The sequence below is a fragment of the Microlunatus elymi genome, assembly GCF_007362775.1.
Classification (GTDB): Bacteria; Actinomycetota; Actinomycetes; order Propionibacteriales; family Propionibacteriaceae; genus Microlunatus; species Microlunatus elymi.
This window is the reverse complement of sequence record NZ_CP041692.1, coordinates 2,707,414-2,727,265: the sequence shown is the minus strand read 5'-3', so window position 1 is coordinate 2,727,265 and position 19,852 is coordinate 2,707,414. Positions and strand designations below refer to the sequence as shown.

Below are 19,852 nucleotides of genomic sequence, written 5' to 3'. Positions count from 1 at the left end.
TTCCATGATCACGATTGAGCCGGGCTGGGCCGGCGGGAAGGCAGATGCGGTGACGCAGACCGTCGGGATGCCCCTGGAGCGCGTCGCACCCGAAGCGGTCGGCGTGCCGGTGCGAAGTCTGGATGCGCTGCTGGGTCGAGTCCGATCGCGGCACCTCAACCTGCACAGCCTGTTGATCATCCGGCACGGCCGGCTGGTGGCCGAGCTGTATTGGCAGCCGTACGGCCCCGACACCCTGCATCGGATGTACTCAGTCAGCAAGAGCTTCGCCGGGGTCGCGATCGGATTCTGCGTCGATGCCGGGATGATCCGGCTGGACGACAAGATCATCAGCTACTTCGGTGAGCTGGTGCCCGACGATGTCCATCCGTGGACCGCGGCGATGACCGTCGAACACCTCCTCACCATGTCCACCGCGCACGGCTTCAGCACCTACAAACAGACCGAGGACACCGATCTGGTCCGGACCTACTTCACGGTGCCGCCGACCAGGCCGCCGGGACGGCTGTTCGCCTACGACACCTCGGCATCGGTGGTGCTCAGTGCGCTGATCGAACGGGTTACCGGGAGGTCGATGACCGCATTCCTGCAGGAGCAGCTGTGGACGCCACTCGGCTGCGAACATCCCCTGCGAGCGATGAAGACCCCGACCGGCCTCCCTCGTGATCATGCCGGCAGCAGTCCGTGGTGGCGAGAGGTTGAGGACAATCCTGCCGGAGTTGATCATGCCGGCTCGGGCATTCTGTGCACTCCTCGTGATCTTGCTCGGTTTGCGTTGTTCTGCCTCGCCGGCGGCAGGGTGGACGGTCGGCAACTGTTGTCGGCCGAATATGTTCGGGCCGCCACCTCGCGACGCGTCGGCACCGGGCCACGACTCGGAGCCGATCCGTACGATGATCCCGGTTACGGCTATCAGTTCTGGCGTACGCCGTACTACGGGTTCGCCTGCCAGGGCATGGGTGGTCAACTGGCGCTGGTGCATCCCGATGATGATCTCGTGGTAGTCACGACGGCCGATGATCAACTGACCGGCGACGCCAACGACACTCTCTCCCGAGCCGTCTGGGACGAATTGCTGCCGAAACTCACCGACCCGGACTCGGCGGCCGATGATCATGAAACCGGCCGGTTCTTCGGTCAGCTGCCGGCGGTGCTTCCCTACGACGACACGGATTCAGATCGGCTCCGGTGGGTCGAGCAGGTCGATCGGTCGGTCGAGTTCGAGCCGAACACCCTCGGACTGCGCGCACTCGACATCGCCTCCGGTCCGGACGCGGGCCGGCTGAAGTTGATCACCGACCGCGGCGACCTCGACTTCTGTTTCGGCCTCGGTCGTTGGCAGTCGATCACCTTCGGCGAGTACGGCTACCCCGCGCTGGCGATCGGTTGGTGGGACAGTGCCGATCGGCTCAGGCTCAGCTTCCGCATCCACGGCAACTATCTCGGCAGCGTCGAGATGATCTTGGTGTTCGCTCCGGACGGTTCGATCACCGTGCAGATGATCAAGGCCGCCGAAGCGTTCCTCGAGCATTACCAGGGAATCGCCACGTCCCGGCCGGCCGATTCGCCACCGATGAACGACTGACGCCCTCGCGCCCCGTCTCCACGGATGGAAAACGAACACCAACAGCACCCACCACCCCGACCGAACCCACCCCCGGATGGAAAACGAACACCAACAGCACCCACCACCCCGACCGAACGCACCCCCGGATGGAAAACGAACGCCGCCAGCACCCAGCACCCCGACCGAACCGAACACTGGACGGAAAACGGACGGTTAGTGCGAGGTCGGCAGCTGCTCCAATCAGCCGTCGCGGAGCTGCCGGGGTGACCGGCCGGTGACGCGGCGGCAGGCCTTGTTGAAGGCTTGGAGGTCGGGGTAACCGACGCTGACGGCGATGGCGCCGATCGACATGGTGCTGCTGGCGAGCAGGCGGCGGGCGTGTTCGATCCGGCGACGGCGGATGTAGCCGACCACGGTCTCGTTCATCTCGGCGGCGAAAACTCGGGCCAGGTGGCCGGGTGAGATGCCGGCGGCCGCAGCGACCTCGGGGACCGACACCGGCTCCGGCAGTCGCGACTCGATGTGGGACAGAGCGACCCGAAGATGATCACGGCTGGGGCGCGACGCCCGCGGCAGCAACGAGCGGTCGGCCAGCCGCAGCAGCACGCTCCAGATGTCGGCGCGGGTCCGTGCCGGCGAGACCGGGGCCGCTGCCACTGCAGACTCCATCAGGTCGGTGATCATCGGCAACTCGGCACCCGGCGACATGATCAACGCGAGTTCTTCCTTGTGGTCAAGGGAAGTGTCGCGACCGACCGCCGGCCGGAAGTGTGCGTAGAGATGCTTGGACGGACCCCGATACACGTAGCGGATCCGCTCGACGGGCGGCACCAGCGACACCGTGCCCGGCGCGATCTGGTACGAGTGCGCGGCCACCTCCAGAGTCGCGTGGTAGCCGTACAGATGCAGCGACCACAACTGCGGCAACTGGAATTCGTCGACCAGGCTTCGTACCCCGTGGCTGCCGCGTCCCTGGTTCACCACCACCGGCGGCTCGCTCAGGTCCAACCACACCCGGGGAACGTCGGTGTCGTCCCGCCCCGGAAGGTCCATGCCGGAATTCAACCACTGGTTGCCGGATCAGCGCCACGACATCCGATGCTCACTCCCCTAGCGTCAATGGTCGAGTCGCCGCCGAACCTGAGCCCAGGCGTGGCGGCGGACGCACCAGACACCCCGATGGAAGGATCGCTCCATGACCGCCCTGGTCGATCGGAAGCACCTGATGAGTTCGGTAGAAATGGCCCACTTCGTCTCTCACGGCAGTTTTGCCCTGGAGGCCGTCGTGCCGGACTCGATGAACCAGCGTGCAATCGACGTCTTCGATGCCGGCATTCCCGGCTACCCCTTCGGAACGCCGCTGGACGAGGCCTTCCCGGCCGGCACGTTCGTCCGCGAACTGTTGGACCTGCCGGCGATCGCCGGAGCCGTGCAGAGCCTGGTCGGACCGAACCCGGTCATTGATCATCATGCCGTGCACGTCCGCCCGCCGCACGGTGGCGAGGCCCAGAACATGCACGGCGACGCGATCTTGGACACCCGCACCGACGCGTTCGACATGCAGTTGATGTACTACCCGCGCGAGGTCACCCTCGAGCAGGGCGGCACCCTCAGCGTCCCCGGCACCCACCTGCGCAAGATCAATCAGACCGGGATCGGTCGCTACCAGAACCTCGCCGGCCAGACCCGGCTGACCTGCCCGGCCGGCACCGTCGTCTTCCTCCATCACGGCATCTGGCACGGCGGCCGTCGCAACGACTCCGATCACCGGCGCTACATGTTCAAGATCAGGTTCAACCCGACCGTGCGCCAACTGCGGTTGTGGAACACCGACGACATCGACGATCCGGCCGTGCTGAAGGAGCTCACCGCGAGTTTCGGCTGGACCGCCGCCAACGAGGGCCGGCTGGAGCTCGTCAACCGGGCCAAGCTGTGGCGCACGCTGACCGGTGATCAATTCTTCGACATCGACAACTACCTGACTCGCGAACAGTTGCGACCGCAGTTCATCGCGCCCGGCGCGACCGACCTGCGTCTCGGTTCGACCCAGCAGGCGCAGGGTCAGCAGCGCTGACGAGCCTTGATCAACTCCACCTGGAAGGGATGAACATGAGCATCACCGTTGAAGAGTCTTTCACCGCCCGGCCGATCGACCCGCATCTGCGCCAGCAGGTCCTGGTCCTCTACCTCGGCACCTCCGCGCTGGATTCCAACGTGATCGGCTGGAGTCGCTACGATGGCACCGGACGGTCCAAGCCCACCATGGGCGACAGCGACGAACCGCCGTACGCCACCGGTGTGGACGCGCTGATCGACGGCTGGCGGCTGATCCAGGCCTCCCAGTTGCAGGCCCATCAGCCCGGCCACGAGTACGACGTGGCCTACCTGCCGTACGAGTTCTTCTTCGAACGACTGGTGGAGACCAACGCCTGACATGACCAAGGCACACGGAAATCACCGACTGCAGTACGAGTCCGCGGCCGGTGAGTGGACCGACGCCTTGCCGATCGGCAACGGTCGGCTCGGCGCGATGATCTTCGGCGATCCGCAGCATGATCATTGGCAGCTCAACGACGACACCTGCTGGTCCGGCTGGCCCGGCAACGTCGTCGGTGAGCCGGCCAGCCAGGAGCCGTCGCCACAGGTCATCGAACGCGTCCGCAATGCCTTGCTGGACGGCGATGTGGCCACCGCCGAACGCGAGATCCACAAGGTCCAGTACGGCCACGCCCAGACCTACCAGCCGCTGGCCGACCTGCGGCTGGAGGTCGCCGGCGAGGTCGGCGCCCTGCAGCGGCGGACCCTCGATCTGAACACTGCGATCACGGGCTGGCAGTCCGATGCGGCCTCGGCGGAGATCTTCGCCAGTGCACCGGCCGGCGCCATCATCGGCAACTACCGGTATCGGACGCCGCAGACGATCACCATCGCGCTGCAGGCCGCGCATCAGCAGTACGGGCGGTCGACCCTCACCACCGACGATCGGCTGTTGATCTTGACCACGCGGATGCCGTCGGATGTGGCACCGGATCGGGATCGGCCGGACGAGCCGGTCCGCTTCGACGACGCGCCAGGACACGCCGTCACCGCGGCCGTGGTGGTCGCGGTCCGCACCGACGGCACGATCAACACCGAAGCGCAGACGATCACCGTACGGGACGCGACCTGGCTGCAACTGGCGGTCGCCACCGAGACCGACTTCGTCGATCCCCGCACCCTGCCCCACGGTGATCATGACCAGTTGATCGCCGCTGCATCGGCTCGGGCCCTGGCGGCGGCCGACGCCGAGTTCGACGCGCTCCGCGATGATCATGAAGCCGAGTACGCGTCCTGGTTCGACCGATTCGATCTTCGACTCGGCCGCGCCGACACGGGTGAGACGGCACGAACCGGTGAGGCGCACGAGACAGCCGAGTCGGGCCGGACGAGCACCGACCTGTTGCTGCAGGGTTCAGCAGCCGGTGAACTCGACCCGGAACTGGTCGCGCTGATGGTCCAGTTCGGCCGCTATCTGATGATCAGCTCCAGCCGCCCGGGCAGCCGGGCGATCAATCTCCAGGGGATCTGGAATCATCACCTGCAGCCACCCTGGGGCAGCGACTACACGGTCAACATCAACACCGAGATGAACTACTGGCCGGTCCTGCCGGCCAATCTGGCCGAATGCGCCGAACCGCTCTACCAGCAGGTCGAAACCATGGCCGAGACCGGCGTGGACACCGCCCGCCGCGTCTTCGATCGTCCCGGCTGGGCGGCTCATCACAACGCCGACGTGTGGGGCTTCACTCTGCCCGTCGGCAACGGAACCGCCAAGCCCTGTTGGGCAACCTGGCCGATGGCGGGCTTCTGGCTGCTGCGCCACTTCTGGGAGCACTACGAATTCACCGGGGACCGGCAGTTCCTGACCGAGCGGCTGTGGCCACTCCTGGACGGCGCGGTCGAGTTCGCTCTGGCGACCTTGATCATCCTGCCGGACGGGTCACTGGGCGTGGTGCCGTCGACCTCGCCGGAGAACAGCTTCCGCACCGAGGACGGCGACACCGCGGCGGTCACCATCTCAGCCACCATGGACATCGCGCTGTTGCGGGACGCCTTCCGGACCTGGCTGGAGACGGCCGAGATCGTCGGCGCCCAGGGCGACAGCATCGACCGGGACCGGCGCCGAGCCGTGGCGGAGGCGTACCAGCGGTTGCCCCTTCCCGAGCCGACCGCACGCGGCAGCTATCCGGAGTGGCGTGACGATCTGCGGGAGGCCGAACCCGAGCACCGGCATCAGTCGCATCTCTACGACCTCTTCCCCGGCGACGCGGTCAACGTCTACGCCCCGGAGCAGGCGCACCGGATTGCCGCGATGGCCGAATCGTTGCGCCTGCGTGGTCCGCATTCCACCGGCTGGTCGCTGGCCTGGCGGATCTGTCTGCACGCACGGCTGCACGATGTTGATCATGCCCTGCAGAGTCTGCGGCTGTTCCTCAGTCCGGTGCCCGAGCAGCAGAGCGGCCGGCACGCCGGCGGGGTCTACCGAAACCTGTTCTGCGCGCATCCTCCGTTCCAGATCGACGGCAACTTCGGCGCCACCGCGGGCGTGATCGAGATGCTGGTGCAGTCACACGGCCGCCGGGACGGCGAGATCATCCTCGACCTGCTGCCCTGCCTGCCGGCCGAGTGGCCGGAGGGCACGGTGCGGGGCGTACGGGCCCGGGGCGGGCTGACCATCGACTTCGCCTGGTCCGACGGCAGGATCACCGAGCTGACGATCAACTCCGCCGATGATCAGCAGGTCTGGCTGCGGATGCCCGGCCGGGACGAGGAGAGGATTCGGCTGACCGCCGGCACCGCCTGGCGGCTGTAGATCATCAGCCGCCGGTGTCGCGCTGATCGACGGTCGCATCCCCGATCAGTCGCGGCACCAGCCGACGCATCTGCAGTGTCGGTTCCAGCCGAAGATCACGACGCAGCCGATGCTCCCACTGCCGGTAGGCCTGCAGGGCACCGCTTCGGTCGCCCACCGCGAGCCGAGAAGTGATCAACAACTCGACGGTGTCCTCACTCAGCGGTTCCAGCCGGGTCGCTGCTTCTGCCGCCAGGATCGCCGGCCGATGACAGCCGGCGGTCGCTCGATCTCGGGCAACCGCCTGCAGCACGGCGAGTTGCCGGTTGCAGATCCGTTCACGTTCCAACAGCACCCATTCGTCGGTCCATCCGGGGAGCAGTCGCCGAGTCGCCAGGATCGCGATGTCGTCGGTAGTTGCCTTGTCCGGTTCGGATTCGCAGAGGTTGACCATGGTCAACAAGTCACCGACGTCGCTCTGCACGAACCCGGCCAAGGTCAGCTCGGAACGCTGCGCCTCGATCATCGCCGGGACCCGGTGCTGGACCTGCCAGAGCGCCGAGCGCAGATTCGCCAACGCCAGCGACTCCGAGGAGTCCGGCCACAACGTGCCGGCGATCAGGCTGCGTGAGCCGTTGCGGCGTACCGCGAGCAGCCCCAGCAGCCGCTGTTCGCGCTGACCCAACGCGACCGAGCGTCCGGCCGCCGTCAACTGCCAATGGCCGAGCACCTCCAGCCGAACCCCCGGTCGGCCGGCCCGCATCAATCGATCCTGCAGGTCCGGGTCGTGTGACGCCGGATCACGCAGAGTTGAATCACGCAGGGCTGGATCACGCAGGGCTGGATCACGCAGGGCTGGATCACGCAGGGCCGGGTCACTCAGGGGTTCCGTCACGGCACGCCCCGAGAACACAATTCGGCGCTGGACAAGGAAATCGTGTGCCCGAAGGCGTGTGATCACGGTGGCGCACCGGGCGAACCGAAACGCCAGTTCGTACCGGAGCCCGGCTTCCCGGACCTGATTCAGCCGATCTCATGCGGTCCCCCCGTTCCGCGAAGTTGATCATTTCCCGGGCCCGGCCACACGACCCGCTCGGAGCCGTACGACCCGGGCCACCGGTGCTGCCACCGGTGTTGCCGAGCGGCTTCGCAGCGGAGCCGGCAGGGCTTGTTCGATCACCCGTCGCACCTGCAGCGACGGCTGTGCGTTGAGCTCGGCACGCAACCTGGTCCGGTACTGATGGAAGCTGCGCAGTGCGTCGGCGACATGTCCGAGCTCGAGTTGGGCGCTGATCAACATGATCACGCTCTGGTCGTCGTGCGGTTCGATCGCGATCGCCGCGTTGGCGTAGGTGATCGCCGGCCGAGTCTGTCCGGCACGCAAGGCCCGGTCCGCCAGCGACTTCAGCGCCTCCAGCTGTCGATTGCGGAGCCGTTCCCGCTCGAACAGCACCCAGTCCTCGTACCACCCCGGGAGCAACTCCGGGGCCACCGAGACCTGCAGCACGCCGGCCTCGTCGAGGTCGGTCTGCTCGGCGGACGTCCGCGAGGTGATCTTGGAAATGTCGTGCCGGAGCCGGTCGAGATCGCTCTCCACACCGACTCCCAGGCTGAGCAATCTTCCGGTGATGCAGGTCAGGCCCGGAACCGTACGCCGCAGGCTCCACAGGGTCGTTCGCAAGCTGGCCGTCGCGCGCTCTTCGGTGGCGTCCGGCCAGAGAGTCGCGGCCAGCCAGTCCCGGCTGCGACCGCCGTTGATCGCCAGGCAGGCCAACAGCCGGCGTTCGCGCCGCCCCAAGATGATTTCCTGATCGCCGACCCGCAGCCGCCACCGGCCCAGCAGCGTCAGCGTTGCTGAGTTGCCTGCGACGTGGGTCCCCCGTTGTCCAAGCACCATGTTCCCCTGCGCCCATGATCACCCGTAGGGGTGCAGCCGAGGTGGGTCCCGGGAGAAATCTCACCAGGTCAGGACTTTGGTCCCTCGAACCGCCTCAGGAACGACGCCACCGCCGTCAGCACGTCGTCGTCGGCGGTCACCACCGTGACGTCCGGCTCGGCGTCGCCCAGGGCGCTGGTCAGCCTGATCAACAGACCGCCGTCCTCACCCCCGCGGTGCCGGACGTTGATCACCATCACACCGCTGGCCGGCGGTGTCTCGGCTGGTTGATCGTTCGCGACAACGATGTTGCTCATCCCCTCGCGAAAACTCTCGGTGATCATGTTCTGAGCATGATCAAATTCGGCGCTGTGGACCCCGGACACGGGCATCCTTGCAGCGGATTCTAAACCCGTTGAAGGTCACATCTGGGGCTTTAGACGACATTGATTTCCAGTAACGCTGGCGTGACGGACGGCGGTCAGAGTAGTCGCAGACCTCAGCGCAGCGGTTAGGGGGTGATCAAGATGCGCAAGGAAATCAGCACCATCGAGTTGGACACCGAGTACGTGGAACTGCTGCCGGAGCGGGAGACCCTGTTCTTCAACTTCAACTGGGCAAACGTCTACGCCTCGAACTCGTCCATCGCGCTCAACGCGGGCAGCCTGCTCGCCAACGCGCAAGCCTCTGCCAATCAGGCAGTTGTCGTAAGCCAGGGCTGACCTGGGATCCGCTGCCAGGCGGTGATGCCGGCGACAGCGCACGTCGCCAGTTGGCTTGGGGGGAGGTGAATCTGAATGCAAAAGCAACCAGCCTTGGGAACTGCAGAGCTCGACTCCCAGACAGCAAGCCTGCTGCCTGCGCGGGAGACGATGTGCACGATCGGGTGCGTCAACATCGCAACGGTGGTTGGAGTGAATCTGGCCATCGCAGTCAACGCGGCAACGATCAACTCGATCGCCACCGCGTACGCGTGGCAGCAAATCGGCGCCTGGCAGCGGTGACCTGTCGGTCTGTGACGGGCGGAGGTCGATAACGGTGTCGACCACCGCCCGTCGCCATTTCTGCGGGCTTCACAAGCAACCGGGCGTTCGCACGAACGCCAACATCACAAGAGTTTGCAGGCGGTGCCCCGGCCGGCGAAAGCCCTGTCGGCACCGCCTGCCACACCGCCGGTCCCGCGAAGTTGATCACGGTTTGGCCACACACCCAGCGGACCGACCGGAACCGGCGTAGACACAATCTGTTCGAACAAGGACATTCTCGGGGGAACGATGGAGTCGTCGAACGACGTGGACCGCTGGCGCACCGCGCCCGGTTTGGAGTTGTTGGGCCCCGTGCAGGACTCGGGCCTGCAGTCGGCCACCTACCTGGTACGGCGCTCCGACGGCCAGGTCGTGCAGGTGTCGGCTCTGATCGAGCTCGTGCTGCAGGAACTCTCCCCCGACCGTACGTTGCCGCAGGTCGCCGAAGCGGTCAGCCGGGATTACGACCGGGTGCTGACGCCGGACGGCCTGCTGCATCTGCTGACGAACGCGTTATCTCGGCTGGGGTTGGTGAGTCCAGCCGGCGAGGTGACGGATGTGCAGGTGACCGCCGGACCGTCGGCAGCGGCGGGTCCGGGTCAAGCGCCGACCACGTTGCCGCGGGCAACTCCCATTCTCTCGTTGAGTTTCCGCGGCACTCTGGTGCCCCCGTCCGTCACCCGCCGGCTGGCGTCGGTGCTTCGTCCGGCCTACTGGCCGCCGGTCGTCTGGGTCGCGCTGGTCGCACTCGTCGGACTGGACGTGTGGACCTTGATCAGCGCCGGTCGAGCCGGTCTGGCCAGTGCGCTGACCGAGGTGTTGAGTACGCCGTGGCTGCTGCTGGCGCTGTACGTCACGATGACGCTGACCTCGCTGGTGCACGAACTCGGTCATGCCACGGCCTGCCGTTACAGCGGCGGACGGCCGGGCCGGATCGGCTTCGGCATCTACCTCGTCTTCCTGGCCTTCTACACCGACGTGACCGATGCGTACCGGCTCAGCCGCAACGGCCGGCTGCGTACCGATCTCGGCGGTCTCTACTTCAACGCGCTCACGGTGATCGGGATGGCGATCGCCTATCTGGTCACCGGGCACGGGTTCTTCCTGCTGGTGTTGATCTTGCTCCAGGTGGAGATGGTGCAGCAGCTGCTGCCGCTGGTGCGGTTCGACGGGTATTACATCCTCGCCGATCTGACCGGCGTGCCGAATCTGTTCTCCCGGATCCGGCCGGTGTTGATGGGACTGCGGCCGGGACGTCGCGCTGACCGACCGGCCTCGGATCTCAAACCCGGTGCGCGCAGGTTCGTCACCATCTGGGTGCTGATCGTGGTACCGGTGCTGGTGTTCAGTTTCGGTTGGCTGCTGTGGAATCTGCCGGTGATCATCAGGACGACCATGCAGTCGGTCGGTGTGCAGCTGGACCAGTTCCAGGTCGGGATGCAACGCCACGAGATCAGCTTGTTGATCTTGTCCGTGGTCTCGGTGCTGTTGCTGATGCTGCCGCTGCTCGGCATCGCGGTGCTCTTCTGGCGGCTCGGCCGATCGCTGGTCCGCTGGGCACTCGGCAGCTCCACCGCCGACCAAGATCACAGTGCAGCCCAACCCGATCAAAGCTCCGTGACTGCAGCCCAACCCGATCAAAGGTCCCTGAGCCTGCCGAGGGGCCGTCAAGATCCTACGAACCAAGATCGACAACCGACCGGCAGCGTGCCACGCCACAGCGCCGGGACGGACAGTCTCTGACCGAAATCGTCATCGCGATAAGCCGGAGGAATCATGCACAACACGCCCATCCAGATCGGTCGTCTCCTGATCGCCGTTGCGACCAGCCTCGTGCTGGGGGTCACCGGTGCGTCACTCACGTTCCCCTCGCGCCATCCGGTCTCCCCCGAGCGGCCGCCGGTTTCCCCTGGACCTGTGTCCCGGGGAGCCGGCGGTTCGCAAACTCCCGATCGCCTGGAGTTGCTGTCGGTCGCGCTGCCCAGTTCCGCGGAGCCGAACGTCACCGACTCGGTGACGAACGCGCGGGCCCGCAGTTGGGGCCTACGCCCGACCACCATCAACACGGCGGCGGTCGGTACGTCCGGTTGCGATGGCTGTAACGCCGCCGCCGAGACCGTGCACCTGATCACGGTCGACTGGAGTCGTACGGTGCAGAGCGACAACGTCGCCGAGTCGCAGGCCACCGGCGCAGATGCCAACGCGAGCGCGTTGTCCATCCAGGTGGTGCTGGCGCGCCGCGCCAAGACCGTCGTGGTGAACAACCACGCCAGTGCCAGCACGGTGAACTGCACCGGCTGCAACAGTGCCGCGATGGCGATCCAGGTGGTCATCGTCGGAGCCCGCCGGACGCCGTCCGCGCAGACCCGAGCCGAGCTCGACGACCTGAAGGCCAATGCCGAACAGCTGCTCCAGCGCTCTGCCCAACCGCAGGCCCGTGGCATGAGCCCGCAGACCGCCGGAAATGATCTGGCCAGCCAGATCGCCCGCGTGGTCACCAACGACGTCGGCGGCACCACGCAGCAACAGCAAGTCAGCTTCCAAGCCCAAAGCTGAGCACGAAGATCCGTGAGCTTGTCGGAGGGCCCCTGAGCTTGCCGAAGGGCGGATCCGCACCTGGATTGGCGCCAGGACGCATACGTCGGCTAAGAAAGACGCCATGTCCTCGGCACAACTGCAGTCCGTTTCCGGCTCCGCGCTCGGTCAGCGACCCGGCTACCGCTGGCTCGTGCTCACGGTCTGCTGGCTGGCGTTCATCCTGACTTCGGTCGACCGATCCGTGTGGGGACCGGCCGCGCCGTCGGTCGGATCGGCGCTCGGGGTCCCGATCGCCGCCCTCGGCATCTTCGCCACCACGTACTACATCGGCTACGTGGTGACGAACTTCCTCGGCGGAGTGGCCAGCGACTGGGTCGGGCCGCGGGTCGTGCTGACCGCCTCGATCGGCGTCGCCGGCATCTGCATGATCTTGTTCGGTACGGTGCAGAGTTTCGCGTTCGGCCTTGCTCTGCAGGGAATCCTCGGCTTCTTCGCCGGCGCAGACTACAGTGCGGGGGCGAAGACGATCACCAGCTGGTTCGCGCCGAAGGAACGCAATCTGGCGTTCGGCTTCTACATCACCGCGACCTCGCTCGGCACCGTGATCGCCAACCTGGCCGTGCCGCACCTGATCGAGAATGCGGGCTGGCGGCCCTCGTACTTCCTGTTCGGCAGCATCTGCATCGTGCTGGCGGTCGTGATCGCGCTGGTGCTGCGGACCGGACCGCTGGAGGTCGCGCCCTCCGGCACTCGGCGGCTGCCCAGTCTGAAGTCGCTGGCAGATCGCGATCTGATTTTCCTGGCGATCGCCGGCTTCGGCTCGCTGTGGGGCACGTACGGTTTCGTCACCTGGTCCAACACGTTGATGATCAAGGGCTCCGGCATCGATCCGGTCGACGCCGGGCTGGTGGTCGCACTGTTCGCGATCACCGCGGTGATCTTCAAGCCCGTGGTCGGTTTCGTGTCCTACCGGGCCGGCGGCCGGAAGAAGTTGATCATCGTCGGCATCCTGGCCATGTTCGCGATCATGCTGTTGATCTTCGGCCAACTGCACAGCTTCACCGCGTTCCTGATCGCCGCGCCCTTCCTCGGCTTCGCCGGCTACTGCTACAGCCCGCTGCAGAACGCGATGATCCAGGACCTCGCCGCCCCGGGCACCGCCGGTTCGGCCGCCGGCTCGGTGAACGCGGTCTGGCAGCTCGGCAGCGTCGTGGTGCCCACCGTCGTCGGCCTGGTCTACGCCGCCACCAGTTCGGTCTACAGCGCGTTCATCGTGCTGGCCATCGGCCCCGTCGTCGGCCTGCTGGTGACCCTGCTGATCAACGAGAAGCGCTACGCCCGCTGACCGACTTGGCTACTCGTGACTACGATGTAGCCATGCCACGGTCAAACCCTTCGTCAGTCCGCTGGACCGATCCATCTGTGCCGGACCGGGTCCGGGCGTTCGCCGCCCGCCATCCGGGAACGTCAGTCTCCGCGGTGATTTCTTCCTTCGTTGACGAGGGACTGCGAATGCGGGAACATCCGGCGATCGTTTTCCGCGACGGGCCGACCGGTCGACGCGCCGGCCTGATGGCGGGATCGGATGTGTGGGAGATTGTTCGCTCTCTGCGCGATGCAAAGCGCCACGAGCCTGAGCTGACCGACAATGCCAGGATCGAGCTGGTGGCAACGAATTCCGGCATGACGGCAGGTCAGATCCGATCCGCCATCGACTACTACCTCGCCTATCCGGACGAGATCGACCAGCTGGTTCGCGATGCCGACGCGGCAGAAGAAGCTGCACTGGACGCGTGGGAACGCCGTCGGGCACTCCTCTCGTGACCGCCCGCTTCATGCTGGACGAGCACCTTCCGCCCGTGATTGCCGAGCAACTGGCCGCGCGATCGATCGACGCTGTCGCAGTGTCCTCCAGGCCCGACCTGCGGACACTCCCGGACCCGGAGATCCTCCAGGCGGCTGCAGCTGAGAAGCGAATCCTGGTGACGCGCAACATCGGAGACTTCGTGCAACTCGACACCGAATGGGCTGCGGCGGGCCGGGGGCACTCAGGAATACTGTGCATCGCAAACCGCAGATTCCCGGAGAATCGCGGACTGATCGGTGCGCTGACGGCTGCCCTCACCGAGTGGTCCGAGTCGGGTCCAGACATAGCAGGAACCCATTGGTTCCTCTGACGAGGCGTTGAATCGTTCGTGGCTAGCGACACGCTCCGTGCGGAGCTCAGGCCTGGCCGCCCTTGAGCAGGACGATGCCCTGCTCGGCGAGGCGACGGTCGCGGTCGGCGACAACGCGATCACGCTCGTCCCGGATCCGCAGCAGCTCGGCGACCACGGCTTCGTGATCAACTCCGCCGGAAACCACGTCGCTGCCGCGCAGCGCGGAGCCGATCTGATCCAGCGGCCCATCACTCGTACGAGGCCGGCCGACCACCCGGACCCGGGACTCGGCGTCGAAGCCCATCAGCCGCGATCCCAACCAGACTTTGGATTCGTCGTCCGGGGCGAGCACGTAGTCGTACAGCCGGACCCGGTTGTTCAGCCACCGTGAGCGGGCCGCACCGGGCGCGCCGAGGAAGACGTGGAACATGTCGTGGAAGCCGCCTTCGCGCAGGTTCAGCTTCGACTGGTTGACGTACAACATCACCTTGGTCTGCATCTGCTGCGCGACGTACTCGGCCTCGGTGGCGGCCCGGCCGAAGTAACACGGCAGCTGTGTCGCTGCGCAGACCGCCTGGTAGGCGGCGACGTCGCCGACCAGGATCGCCACCGGCGCGTGCTGATTCAGCCGATGCAGCACCGGCAGCCAGTCGGTCAGCCCGTCGATGCTGTTCGGCGATCCGGGGAAGTTGATCAAGAAATGAGTACGGTTGGCCGGGTCTGCGGCGCGGGACCGGCTGGTCGGCAGTACGCGATGTTGGTGGCGCAGGTTGAGCTGCAGCCGGCGGTAACGCCGCAAATAGGTCATTACCCGTTTGCCGCGTACCCGGACCGGTTCGCGGCTCGCCTGCCGACGCGTGATCATGATCTCGGAGCGTTCAGCCACCATCAGCCAACCACCTGCCCGACCCGATCAAGATCATCGGCAACCGGATGATCAACTCCGACCCAGGTGTCTCGTTCGGCGATCATGCGCTCGACCGCATCGATGAACCGCGCCATCGATGCGCCCGGACTGGTGTCGCCGTAGTAGTAGCTGCACCAGCGCTGCATCTGCTCGAGTTGGGCGGGATCGGTCAACGCCCGCTGCACGATCGAGACGATCCGGCCGGCGTCACCGGACGGCACCAACTCAAGATCAGCAATGAAGCTCGTCGGATCGACGACCGCCGAGGTCTCCTCCGGCTGGGTCACGATCAGCGGCTTGGCGGTGGTCAGCCAGTCGTAGGCGACGGCGGAGATGTCGGTGATCATCAGATCGGCGACGCTCAACTGCCAGCCGAACGGGCTGTCGTCGACCAGGTGGCCGGCGGACGCGTCGGTGGCGTTGGCGGCGGAGATCAGACCTCGGATGCGTTCGTCGGCGACCCGTTGCTCGCTGAGCACGATGCCGGTGCGCGGATGCGGCCGATAGATCAGGCGGTAGTTACGGTCGGCCAGGATCGCCTCGGTCAGCGCGACACCGTGGCTGGCCACCGACCCGTACCGCATGGAGGTCCGGCCGCCCTCCCAGGTCGGGGCGTAGAGGATGGTGGTCCGGGACTTGTCCAGGAAGAACGGCGAACTGTATTCGACGTCGATCTGCGGTCGGCCGATCTCGATCGTCCGGGCCTCCACGTCGTAACCGAACAGCCGCCGGCTCAGCCGGTCCTTGGCTGCCTGCCCGGCGACCAGGTCGTAGTTGAACACCTTCATCCAGTTGGACGCCATGTAGATCTTGTCGGACTCGCCGTGACAAATGAAAGCGTGCTGACAGGTGTTCAGGCCGAGAATGCCGAAGTTGGTGTAGTTCTGATTCGGATACAAGATCACCTTGGGCCGGTGCACGTCCCGTACGTGGCCGAAGTCGGCCGATCCGCGAATCAGCAACACCGGTAGCGAAGTCTCGGTCCGGATGATCTCGGCGGTCTCCGGTTCGTAACACAGGATCGCCGTCGACCGCTGTCGCGACAGCTGCTCCAGCGGGCCATACCACTGCCGGACCTGATACAGGTTGACCGGCTGATCCGGGAAGTGCAACAGCACGTCGAACTGACGGTTGCGATGCCGGTGATAGGCGGGCACCCGCTGCAGCCGCTGGTGGTCGCGGTGACGACGCCACCACCGCTGGGCGCGCCGCACTGAGTGCGGCCCCAAGCGGGATGGGATAGTCGTCGCTGAATCGACCACCTATTCATCACCCCCCGTTACTCTGTGCGCTGGGCGGGCGCTCTGAACGGATTTCCAACTCTCCACTGTCGCTCCACCATCTTGGGCAGGCCTTTACCGTAGGCATGCGGCCCGACAGAGAGTATCCACGAGCCTGGGCGAGTCGTCCAGCCTCTCTCGCCGATTGATGGGTCGCGAGGACCGATGAAGCGGTGACCGCACGGAACGCCGCCACGCTCACGATGCCTCAAACCTGACGTCGACGGGGGCCGGGTCCACACGATTGCGGGGCCCGTCCTGACTCAGGACTGGAATGTTGCCGAAGAACGCGTCGATCACCCGATCGCTGGCACCCCCGTCACTTGCGGGACCGTACCGTCTAGCGAAGTCGGCCAACCGATCGGCATATTCGGCGGTGAGGCCTTCCAGATCACTGAGGGCCGAGAACAATTCATCGTTCGTGCGAAGCACTGGACCCGGCGCGCTCTCGGCGAGATCGAGATAGAAACCGCGGAGATCCTTCTCGTATTTCTCGATGTCGTAGGCAAAGAACAGGATTGGACGGCGGAGAAGGGCAAAGTCAAAGAAGATTGACGAATAGTCCGTAATGAGCACATCAGTCGCAAGTAGAAGCTCTTGAATGTCTGGATAGGTAGAGCCGTCAATCAGAACATCGTCGCGGCTCAGCTTGAGCTTCGTCATCGACTGCCTGACCAGCTGGTGGAAGCGCACCACGACCACGTACTCGTCGCCGAACTCACGCACGAGCCGGTCCAGGTCCAGCTCGATCTTGTGCTTCCAGTGAACGCCTTTGCGCTCATCGTCACGGAAGGTCGGGGCGTACAGCAGGATCTTTCGGCTGTCTGATCCGAGCCCTAGCCGGGACCGCACTTCTTGGGCACGTGTCGCGGCGTCACCCCAGAAGAACGGGTCGTTCCGCGGGTATCCCACTTCGAGGATCGGCCCTTCGTATCGGAACGCACTTCGAAAGCACTCGGTGGCGTACGGACCGGACGACAGCAGGACATCCCAGTAGCTTGTCAGCCGCGCGGCCCGCTCCTGGTATCCGGGATCGCGACTCAACATGTGTGGAACGTCGTGCTGCATGCGCTTCAAGGGCGTGCCGTGCCATGTCTGAAGAAAACGAGTCCGCCTCGGTTTGCTCAGATCGCCAGGGAAGTTCTGGTTGTTAACCCAGTAGCGAGCTCGTGAGAGCTCCCAGTAGTACCGAGGCGAGTGTCGCTTGATCTTGGTCGTATTGGGATCCGGGAACCGCTGCGTCGTGTTATTGGACCAGAAGATCTTCAAACCGTGGTCACGCTCGATAAGACGCTCGTAGATATAACGAGGGGCATCACCGAAGTGGGCGCCCCGGTCGCATTCAAACATGACGGTCTGCTTGCGCGGCAGCCGCTGACCGAAGGCATAGAGGCGACGCACCCATTTAAAGTAGGTCTCACCGCTCTTCCGGAAGGACCACCATTGCGCTTGGGCCCAGTCCGAGTTGCGTACGCGATCCCATGCGGTGAGTGGTGTCCAGGCGTTCTCCACCACGTCGTAGATCCGAGCACAATTGTCGGTGTCGCGGTTGTCTATGAACAGCTCCGCGCGACGACGGTACTCGGGCTTCATGCCGGCGCCGCGCTGAAGCGTCTCCGCAAGCTCCTCGATGACGTCTGTCGGCGACGACAGGACCGGACCGGGCAACTCCGTGTGGAAGTCGATATGCGGTGCGCGCTCGTTCGCCAGGTTGTGCAGGTCGAACAAGAAGTAGAGCACTGGACGACCCTGGAAACTGAAGTCCCAGGCAACGCTTGAGTAGTCGGTGATAAGGACGGAGCTGCGACGAAGTAGTTCCTGAACGTCAACCTCATCCTGCCGAACCAGGCTCACACCCGGGAGATCGAAGTGGTCAGCGAACATCCGCATGTTGGGGTGAACCACAAAGGTCACGGTGTAGCCGTGGTCCTCGACCAGTCGCTGTAGTTGCGGATCGCCAAGCAGACCGTGCCAGTTTGCGTAGTAGTCGCTCTCCAGGAATTTCTCGAGTCGAACGAGCGTGTCTCGCCACGTGGGCATGACGAGAATTGTGCGATCCGGTGTGACCGGATCACCAAACAAGGAGTCAAATCGCGCAAAGCCTGCAACCGGCGCCTGCCGTTGCGCGTAGCCGTAGTCCTCGGTGACGATCTTCTGCTCGAGCTCGGAGACGACGACAAACCGCTCGGTAGGCTTCTCCACTGTTCCCTGACGCGCATAGTTCGGCACAACATTTTTGGTCGCCGTCACACCATGCTGCAGAAATATACGAACGCCACGTATATGCCGGGATATCGCTCGATCTCGGGTGACATAGAGATACTCAGCGTGATGCGAGCCGACGATCCTCGAGGCCAAGAACGAGTAGAGTACGTGCTCGCGAGAAAAGCGCTCGACCAAATTGCCAAGCTTGGCTACCTTCTCACGATCGGGCGAGTCGTGATCGAGCACGTAAAACGCACGCTTCGTCGGATGGTTACGCCGTACGTACTCGAAAAACCGGTATCCGTTGTCTTGCGCCTTATACGGCACCTCTCCAATCAACCAGACTTTTGTCAGCGGCTTCACCAGCGGGACAAGCCAACCGACACGCTGCAGCCTGCGCATCAGCTTGAAGTTGTCCTCAGTGAACCGCTCCACGCGGAAGGTCAGTCGCCGGTTGCGAAACGTCAGATAGGGGACAAAAAAAGCTACGCGCCTGCCGGACGCTATTGGGATTGACTGCAAATCGCGCTCGGACTTTCCGGGTGGCAGGACGAGGCCTATACGTCGTGGCGCATCTGCGCCCAGAGTCGCCATCTCAACCGCAAAGTCCAAGGTCGCGTCGTCGTCGTGAAGCGCTTTCGCTATCGCCTCGAAGTCAAGCTCGATCTTCATCTCGTAGCTCAGCAGCCCAAAATCCTTTCGGGCTGCCGACTTATCGAGGGTGTATGTCACCGAGAACTCGGCTCGATTCTGGGTCTCACGCCCAGTCACAACTAGGGCCGCGTCGCGGATTGGTCGGTTGTACGTCCGGACACGACATACGAGCGTCACACTCGACCGGTGCCAGTCGATACGGCGGTACTCCACCTTGGGCTTGTAGACGTTCGAGTGATTGAACCGCACCGACAGGTTGCCCAACCCAGTGGGCTCAAGCACCACCTCGACACCGTCGATTTCGACCTGGTCGAAGCAGCGCGCGCGCGTCGTCTCGTCGAACTTCCCGAGCCGCTCCAACATCGGAGGCTGCACCTTGGTGTCACGCCAATCCAGGTACAAGTCGGCGCTCTGCCCCGAGAGCTGCTGTCGCTCGATCAACTTCCGAAGGTTGATCCGGGCCTTCTGCATCCCCTTCGCATCGGGCTGCGACACCTTGTAGAACCAGTGCCGGCCGTCACGCATCCACAGGCAAACACCAGTCGGACGCTTCCGGCCGCGCCGCACATCGAACTTCAGGACCGCGTAGTCGCCTTCGATGCTGAACTTGAGTCGGCTGGGCCGCTCTTGTGCAGGCGGTCGCGCCACTGCAACCGCAATCGCACGAGCGCGGCGCTTCAGGGGGGTCGGCAGACGTCGCGCGACCCCGCTCACCCGGGACCCACGCAAGCTCAGCGACCCCAGCGCCACGATATCCGTCCTCCGATCTCCACGAACAGGGCTTGGTGCTTCTCTCAAGGGCTCAAGCCT

Annotated in this window: 17 protein-coding genes; 10 read left to right on the top strand and 7 right to left on the bottom strand. The window is 65.0% G+C overall.

The window, feature by feature from the left end; genetic code table 11:
* The first annotated feature begins 4 nt into the window (after positions 1 to 4).
* The gene (locus tag FOE78_RS12255) at positions 5 to 1,585 is read left to right on the top strand and encodes a serine hydrolase domain-containing protein (RefSeq protein WP_143986538.1); all 1,581 of its coding nucleotides are present in this window, start codon (positions 5 to 7) and stop codon (positions 1,583 to 1,585) included.
* Positions 1,586 to 1,807: 222 nt separating this feature from the next.
* Here FOE78_RS12255 and FOE78_RS12250 read toward each other — a convergent pair whose 3' ends face one another.
* Positions 1,808 to 2,620: a helix-turn-helix transcriptional regulator gene (locus tag FOE78_RS12250; RefSeq protein ID WP_143986537.1), complete on the bottom strand. Its 813-nt coding sequence runs from the start codon at positions 2,618 to 2,620 to the stop codon at positions 1,808 to 1,810.
* Between the two features lie 142 nt (positions 2,621 to 2,762).
* Here FOE78_RS12250 and FOE78_RS12245 point away from each other — a divergent pair, with 142 nt between their 5' ends.
* Genes FOE78_RS12245 through FOE78_RS12235 form a run of 3 tightly spaced genes read left to right on the top strand, consistent with a single transcriptional unit; the run spans position 2,763 to position 6,419 of the window.
* Entirely contained in the window at positions 2,763 to 3,641 is an 879-nt protein-coding gene (locus FOE78_RS12245; protein WP_210414554.1) for a phytanoyl-CoA dioxygenase family protein, read from the top strand.
* A gap of 35 nt (positions 3,642 to 3,676) precedes the next feature.
* Positions 3,677 to 4,000 carry a hypothetical protein gene (locus FOE78_RS12240; protein WP_210414553.1) on the top strand — a complete coding sequence of 108 codons (324 nt, stop codon included), beginning with the start codon at positions 3,677 to 3,679 and terminating at the stop codon, positions 3,998 to 4,000.
* A 1-nt stretch (position 4,001) separates the two neighbouring features.
* Positions 4,002 to 6,419, top strand: coding sequence for a glycoside hydrolase family 95 protein (locus tag FOE78_RS12235; protein WP_143986536.1), 2,418 nt, complete (start codon positions 4,002 to 4,004; stop codon positions 6,417 to 6,419).
* A gap of 4 nt (positions 6,420 to 6,423) precedes the next feature.
* On the opposite strand, the gene FOE78_RS12230 is transcribed toward FOE78_RS12235, so the two are convergent.
* From FOE78_RS12230 to FOE78_RS12220, 3 genes are all read right to left on the bottom strand, one after another.
* A complete protein-coding gene (locus tag FOE78_RS12230; protein ID WP_143986535.1) occupies positions 6,424 to 7,161 on the bottom strand; it encodes an AfsR/SARP family transcriptional regulator in 738 nt (245 codons plus the stop codon).
* Positions 7,162 to 7,461: 300 nt separating this feature from the next.
* Positions 7,462 to 8,295, bottom strand: a complete 834-nt coding sequence (locus tag FOE78_RS12225; protein WP_143986534.1) for an AfsR/SARP family transcriptional regulator — start codon at positions 8,293 to 8,295, stop codon at positions 7,462 to 7,464.
* Positions 8,296 to 8,363: 68 nt separating this feature from the next.
* On the bottom strand, positions 8,364 to 8,660 hold the full coding sequence (locus tag FOE78_RS12220) for a hypothetical protein (protein WP_143986533.1): 297 nt from the start codon (positions 8,658 to 8,660) through the stop codon (positions 8,364 to 8,366).
* Between the two features lie 132 nt (positions 8,661 to 8,792).
* Here FOE78_RS12220 and FOE78_RS12215 point away from each other — a divergent pair, with 132 nt between their 5' ends.
* The 6 genes from FOE78_RS12215 to FOE78_RS12190 all read left to right on the top strand — a co-directional run bounded on the left by FOE78_RS12215 (position 8,793) and on the right by FOE78_RS12190 (position 14,014).
* Positions 8,793 to 8,996, top strand: coding sequence for a hypothetical protein (locus FOE78_RS12215; RefSeq protein WP_210414551.1), 204 nt, complete (start codon positions 8,793 to 8,795; stop codon positions 8,994 to 8,996).
* 552 nt (positions 8,997 to 9,548) lie between these two features.
* On the top strand, positions 9,549 to 11,042 hold the full coding sequence (locus FOE78_RS12210) for a zinc metalloprotease (protein WP_143986532.1): 1,494 nt from the start codon (positions 9,549 to 9,551) through the stop codon (positions 11,040 to 11,042).
* Between the two features lie 174 nt (positions 11,043 to 11,216).
* A complete protein-coding gene (locus FOE78_RS12205) occupies positions 11,217 to 11,855 on the top strand; it encodes a hypothetical protein (protein ID WP_168207499.1) in 639 nt (212 codons plus the stop codon).
* Positions 11,856 to 11,958: 103 nt separating this feature from the next.
* On the top strand, positions 11,959 to 13,182 hold the full coding sequence (locus FOE78_RS12200) for an MFS transporter (RefSeq protein ID WP_143986530.1): 1,224 nt from the start codon (positions 11,959 to 11,961) through the stop codon (positions 13,180 to 13,182).
* Positions 13,183 to 13,349: 167 nt separating this feature from the next.
* Complete coding sequence (locus FOE78_RS12195; protein ID WP_143986529.1) at positions 13,350 to 13,661, top strand: hypothetical protein; 312 nt, start codon at positions 13,350 to 13,352, stop codon at positions 13,659 to 13,661.
* A complete protein-coding gene (locus FOE78_RS12190) occupies positions 13,658 to 14,014 on the top strand; it encodes a DUF5615 family PIN-like protein (RefSeq protein ID WP_143986528.1) in 357 nt (118 codons plus the stop codon). Before FOE78_RS12195 ends, FOE78_RS12190 begins: the two co-directional genes overlap by 4 nt.
* A gap of 46 nt (positions 14,015 to 14,060) precedes the next feature.
* On the opposite strand, the gene FOE78_RS12185 is transcribed toward FOE78_RS12190, so the two are convergent.
* From FOE78_RS12185 to FOE78_RS12175, 3 genes are all read right to left on the bottom strand, one after another.
* On the bottom strand, positions 14,061 to 14,885 hold the full coding sequence (locus FOE78_RS12185; protein ID WP_143986527.1) for a hypothetical protein: 825 nt from the start codon (positions 14,883 to 14,885) through the stop codon (positions 14,061 to 14,063).
* Positions 14,885 to 16,060 carry a CDP-glycerol glycerophosphotransferase family protein gene (locus FOE78_RS12180; RefSeq protein ID WP_143986526.1) on the bottom strand — a complete coding sequence of 392 codons (1,176 nt, stop codon included), beginning with the start codon at positions 16,058 to 16,060 and terminating at the stop codon, positions 14,885 to 14,887. The genes FOE78_RS12185 and FOE78_RS12180 overlap by 1 nt, the downstream gene beginning before the upstream one ends.
* Positions 16,061 to 16,381: 321 nt before the next feature.
* Positions 16,382 to 19,756 carry a CDP-glycerol glycerophosphotransferase family protein gene (locus tag FOE78_RS12175; RefSeq protein WP_143986525.1) on the bottom strand — a complete coding sequence of 1,125 codons (3,375 nt, stop codon included), beginning with the start codon at positions 19,754 to 19,756 and terminating at the stop codon, positions 16,382 to 16,384.
* Between the last annotated feature and the right edge of the window lie 96 nt (positions 19,757 to 19,852).

Excerpts from the sequence above, each read along its gene's own strand:
- FOE78_RS12255 (WP_143986538.1), top strand. The coding sequence starts at position 5 with ATGATCACGATTGAGCCGGGCTGGGCCGGCGGGAAGGCAGATGCGGTG.
- FOE78_RS12250 (WP_143986537.1), bottom strand. The coding sequence starts at position 2,620 with ATGGACCTTCCGGGGCGGGACGACACCGACGTTCCCCGGGTGTGGTTG.
- FOE78_RS12245 (WP_210414554.1), top strand. The coding sequence starts at position 2,763 with ATGACCGCCCTGGTCGATCGGAAGCACCTGATGAGTTCGGTAGAAATG.
- FOE78_RS12240 (WP_210414553.1), top strand. The coding sequence starts at position 3,677 with ATGAGCATCACCGTTGAAGAGTCTTTCACCGCCCGGCCGATCGACCCG.
- FOE78_RS12235 (WP_143986536.1), top strand. The coding sequence starts at position 4,002 with ATGACCAAGGCACACGGAAATCACCGACTGCAGTACGAGTCCGCGGCC.
- FOE78_RS12230 (WP_143986535.1), bottom strand. The coding sequence starts at position 7,161 with ATGCGGGCCGGCCGACCGGGGGTTCGGCTGGAGGTGCTCGGCCATTGG.
- FOE78_RS12225 (WP_143986534.1), bottom strand. The coding sequence starts at position 8,295 with ATGGTGCTTGGACAACGGGGGACCCACGTCGCAGGCAACTCAGCAACG.
- FOE78_RS12210 (WP_143986532.1), top strand. The coding sequence starts at position 9,549 with ATGGAGTCGTCGAACGACGTGGACCGCTGGCGCACCGCGCCCGGTTTG.
- FOE78_RS12200 (WP_143986530.1), top strand. The coding sequence starts at position 11,959 with ATGTCCTCGGCACAACTGCAGTCCGTTTCCGGCTCCGCGCTCGGTCAG.
- FOE78_RS12195 (WP_143986529.1), top strand. The coding sequence starts at position 13,350 with ATGCGGGAACATCCGGCGATCGTTTTCCGCGACGGGCCGACCGGTCGA.
- FOE78_RS12185 (WP_143986527.1), bottom strand. The coding sequence starts at position 14,885 with ATGGTGGCTGAACGCTCCGAGATCATGATCACGCGTCGGCAGGCGAGC.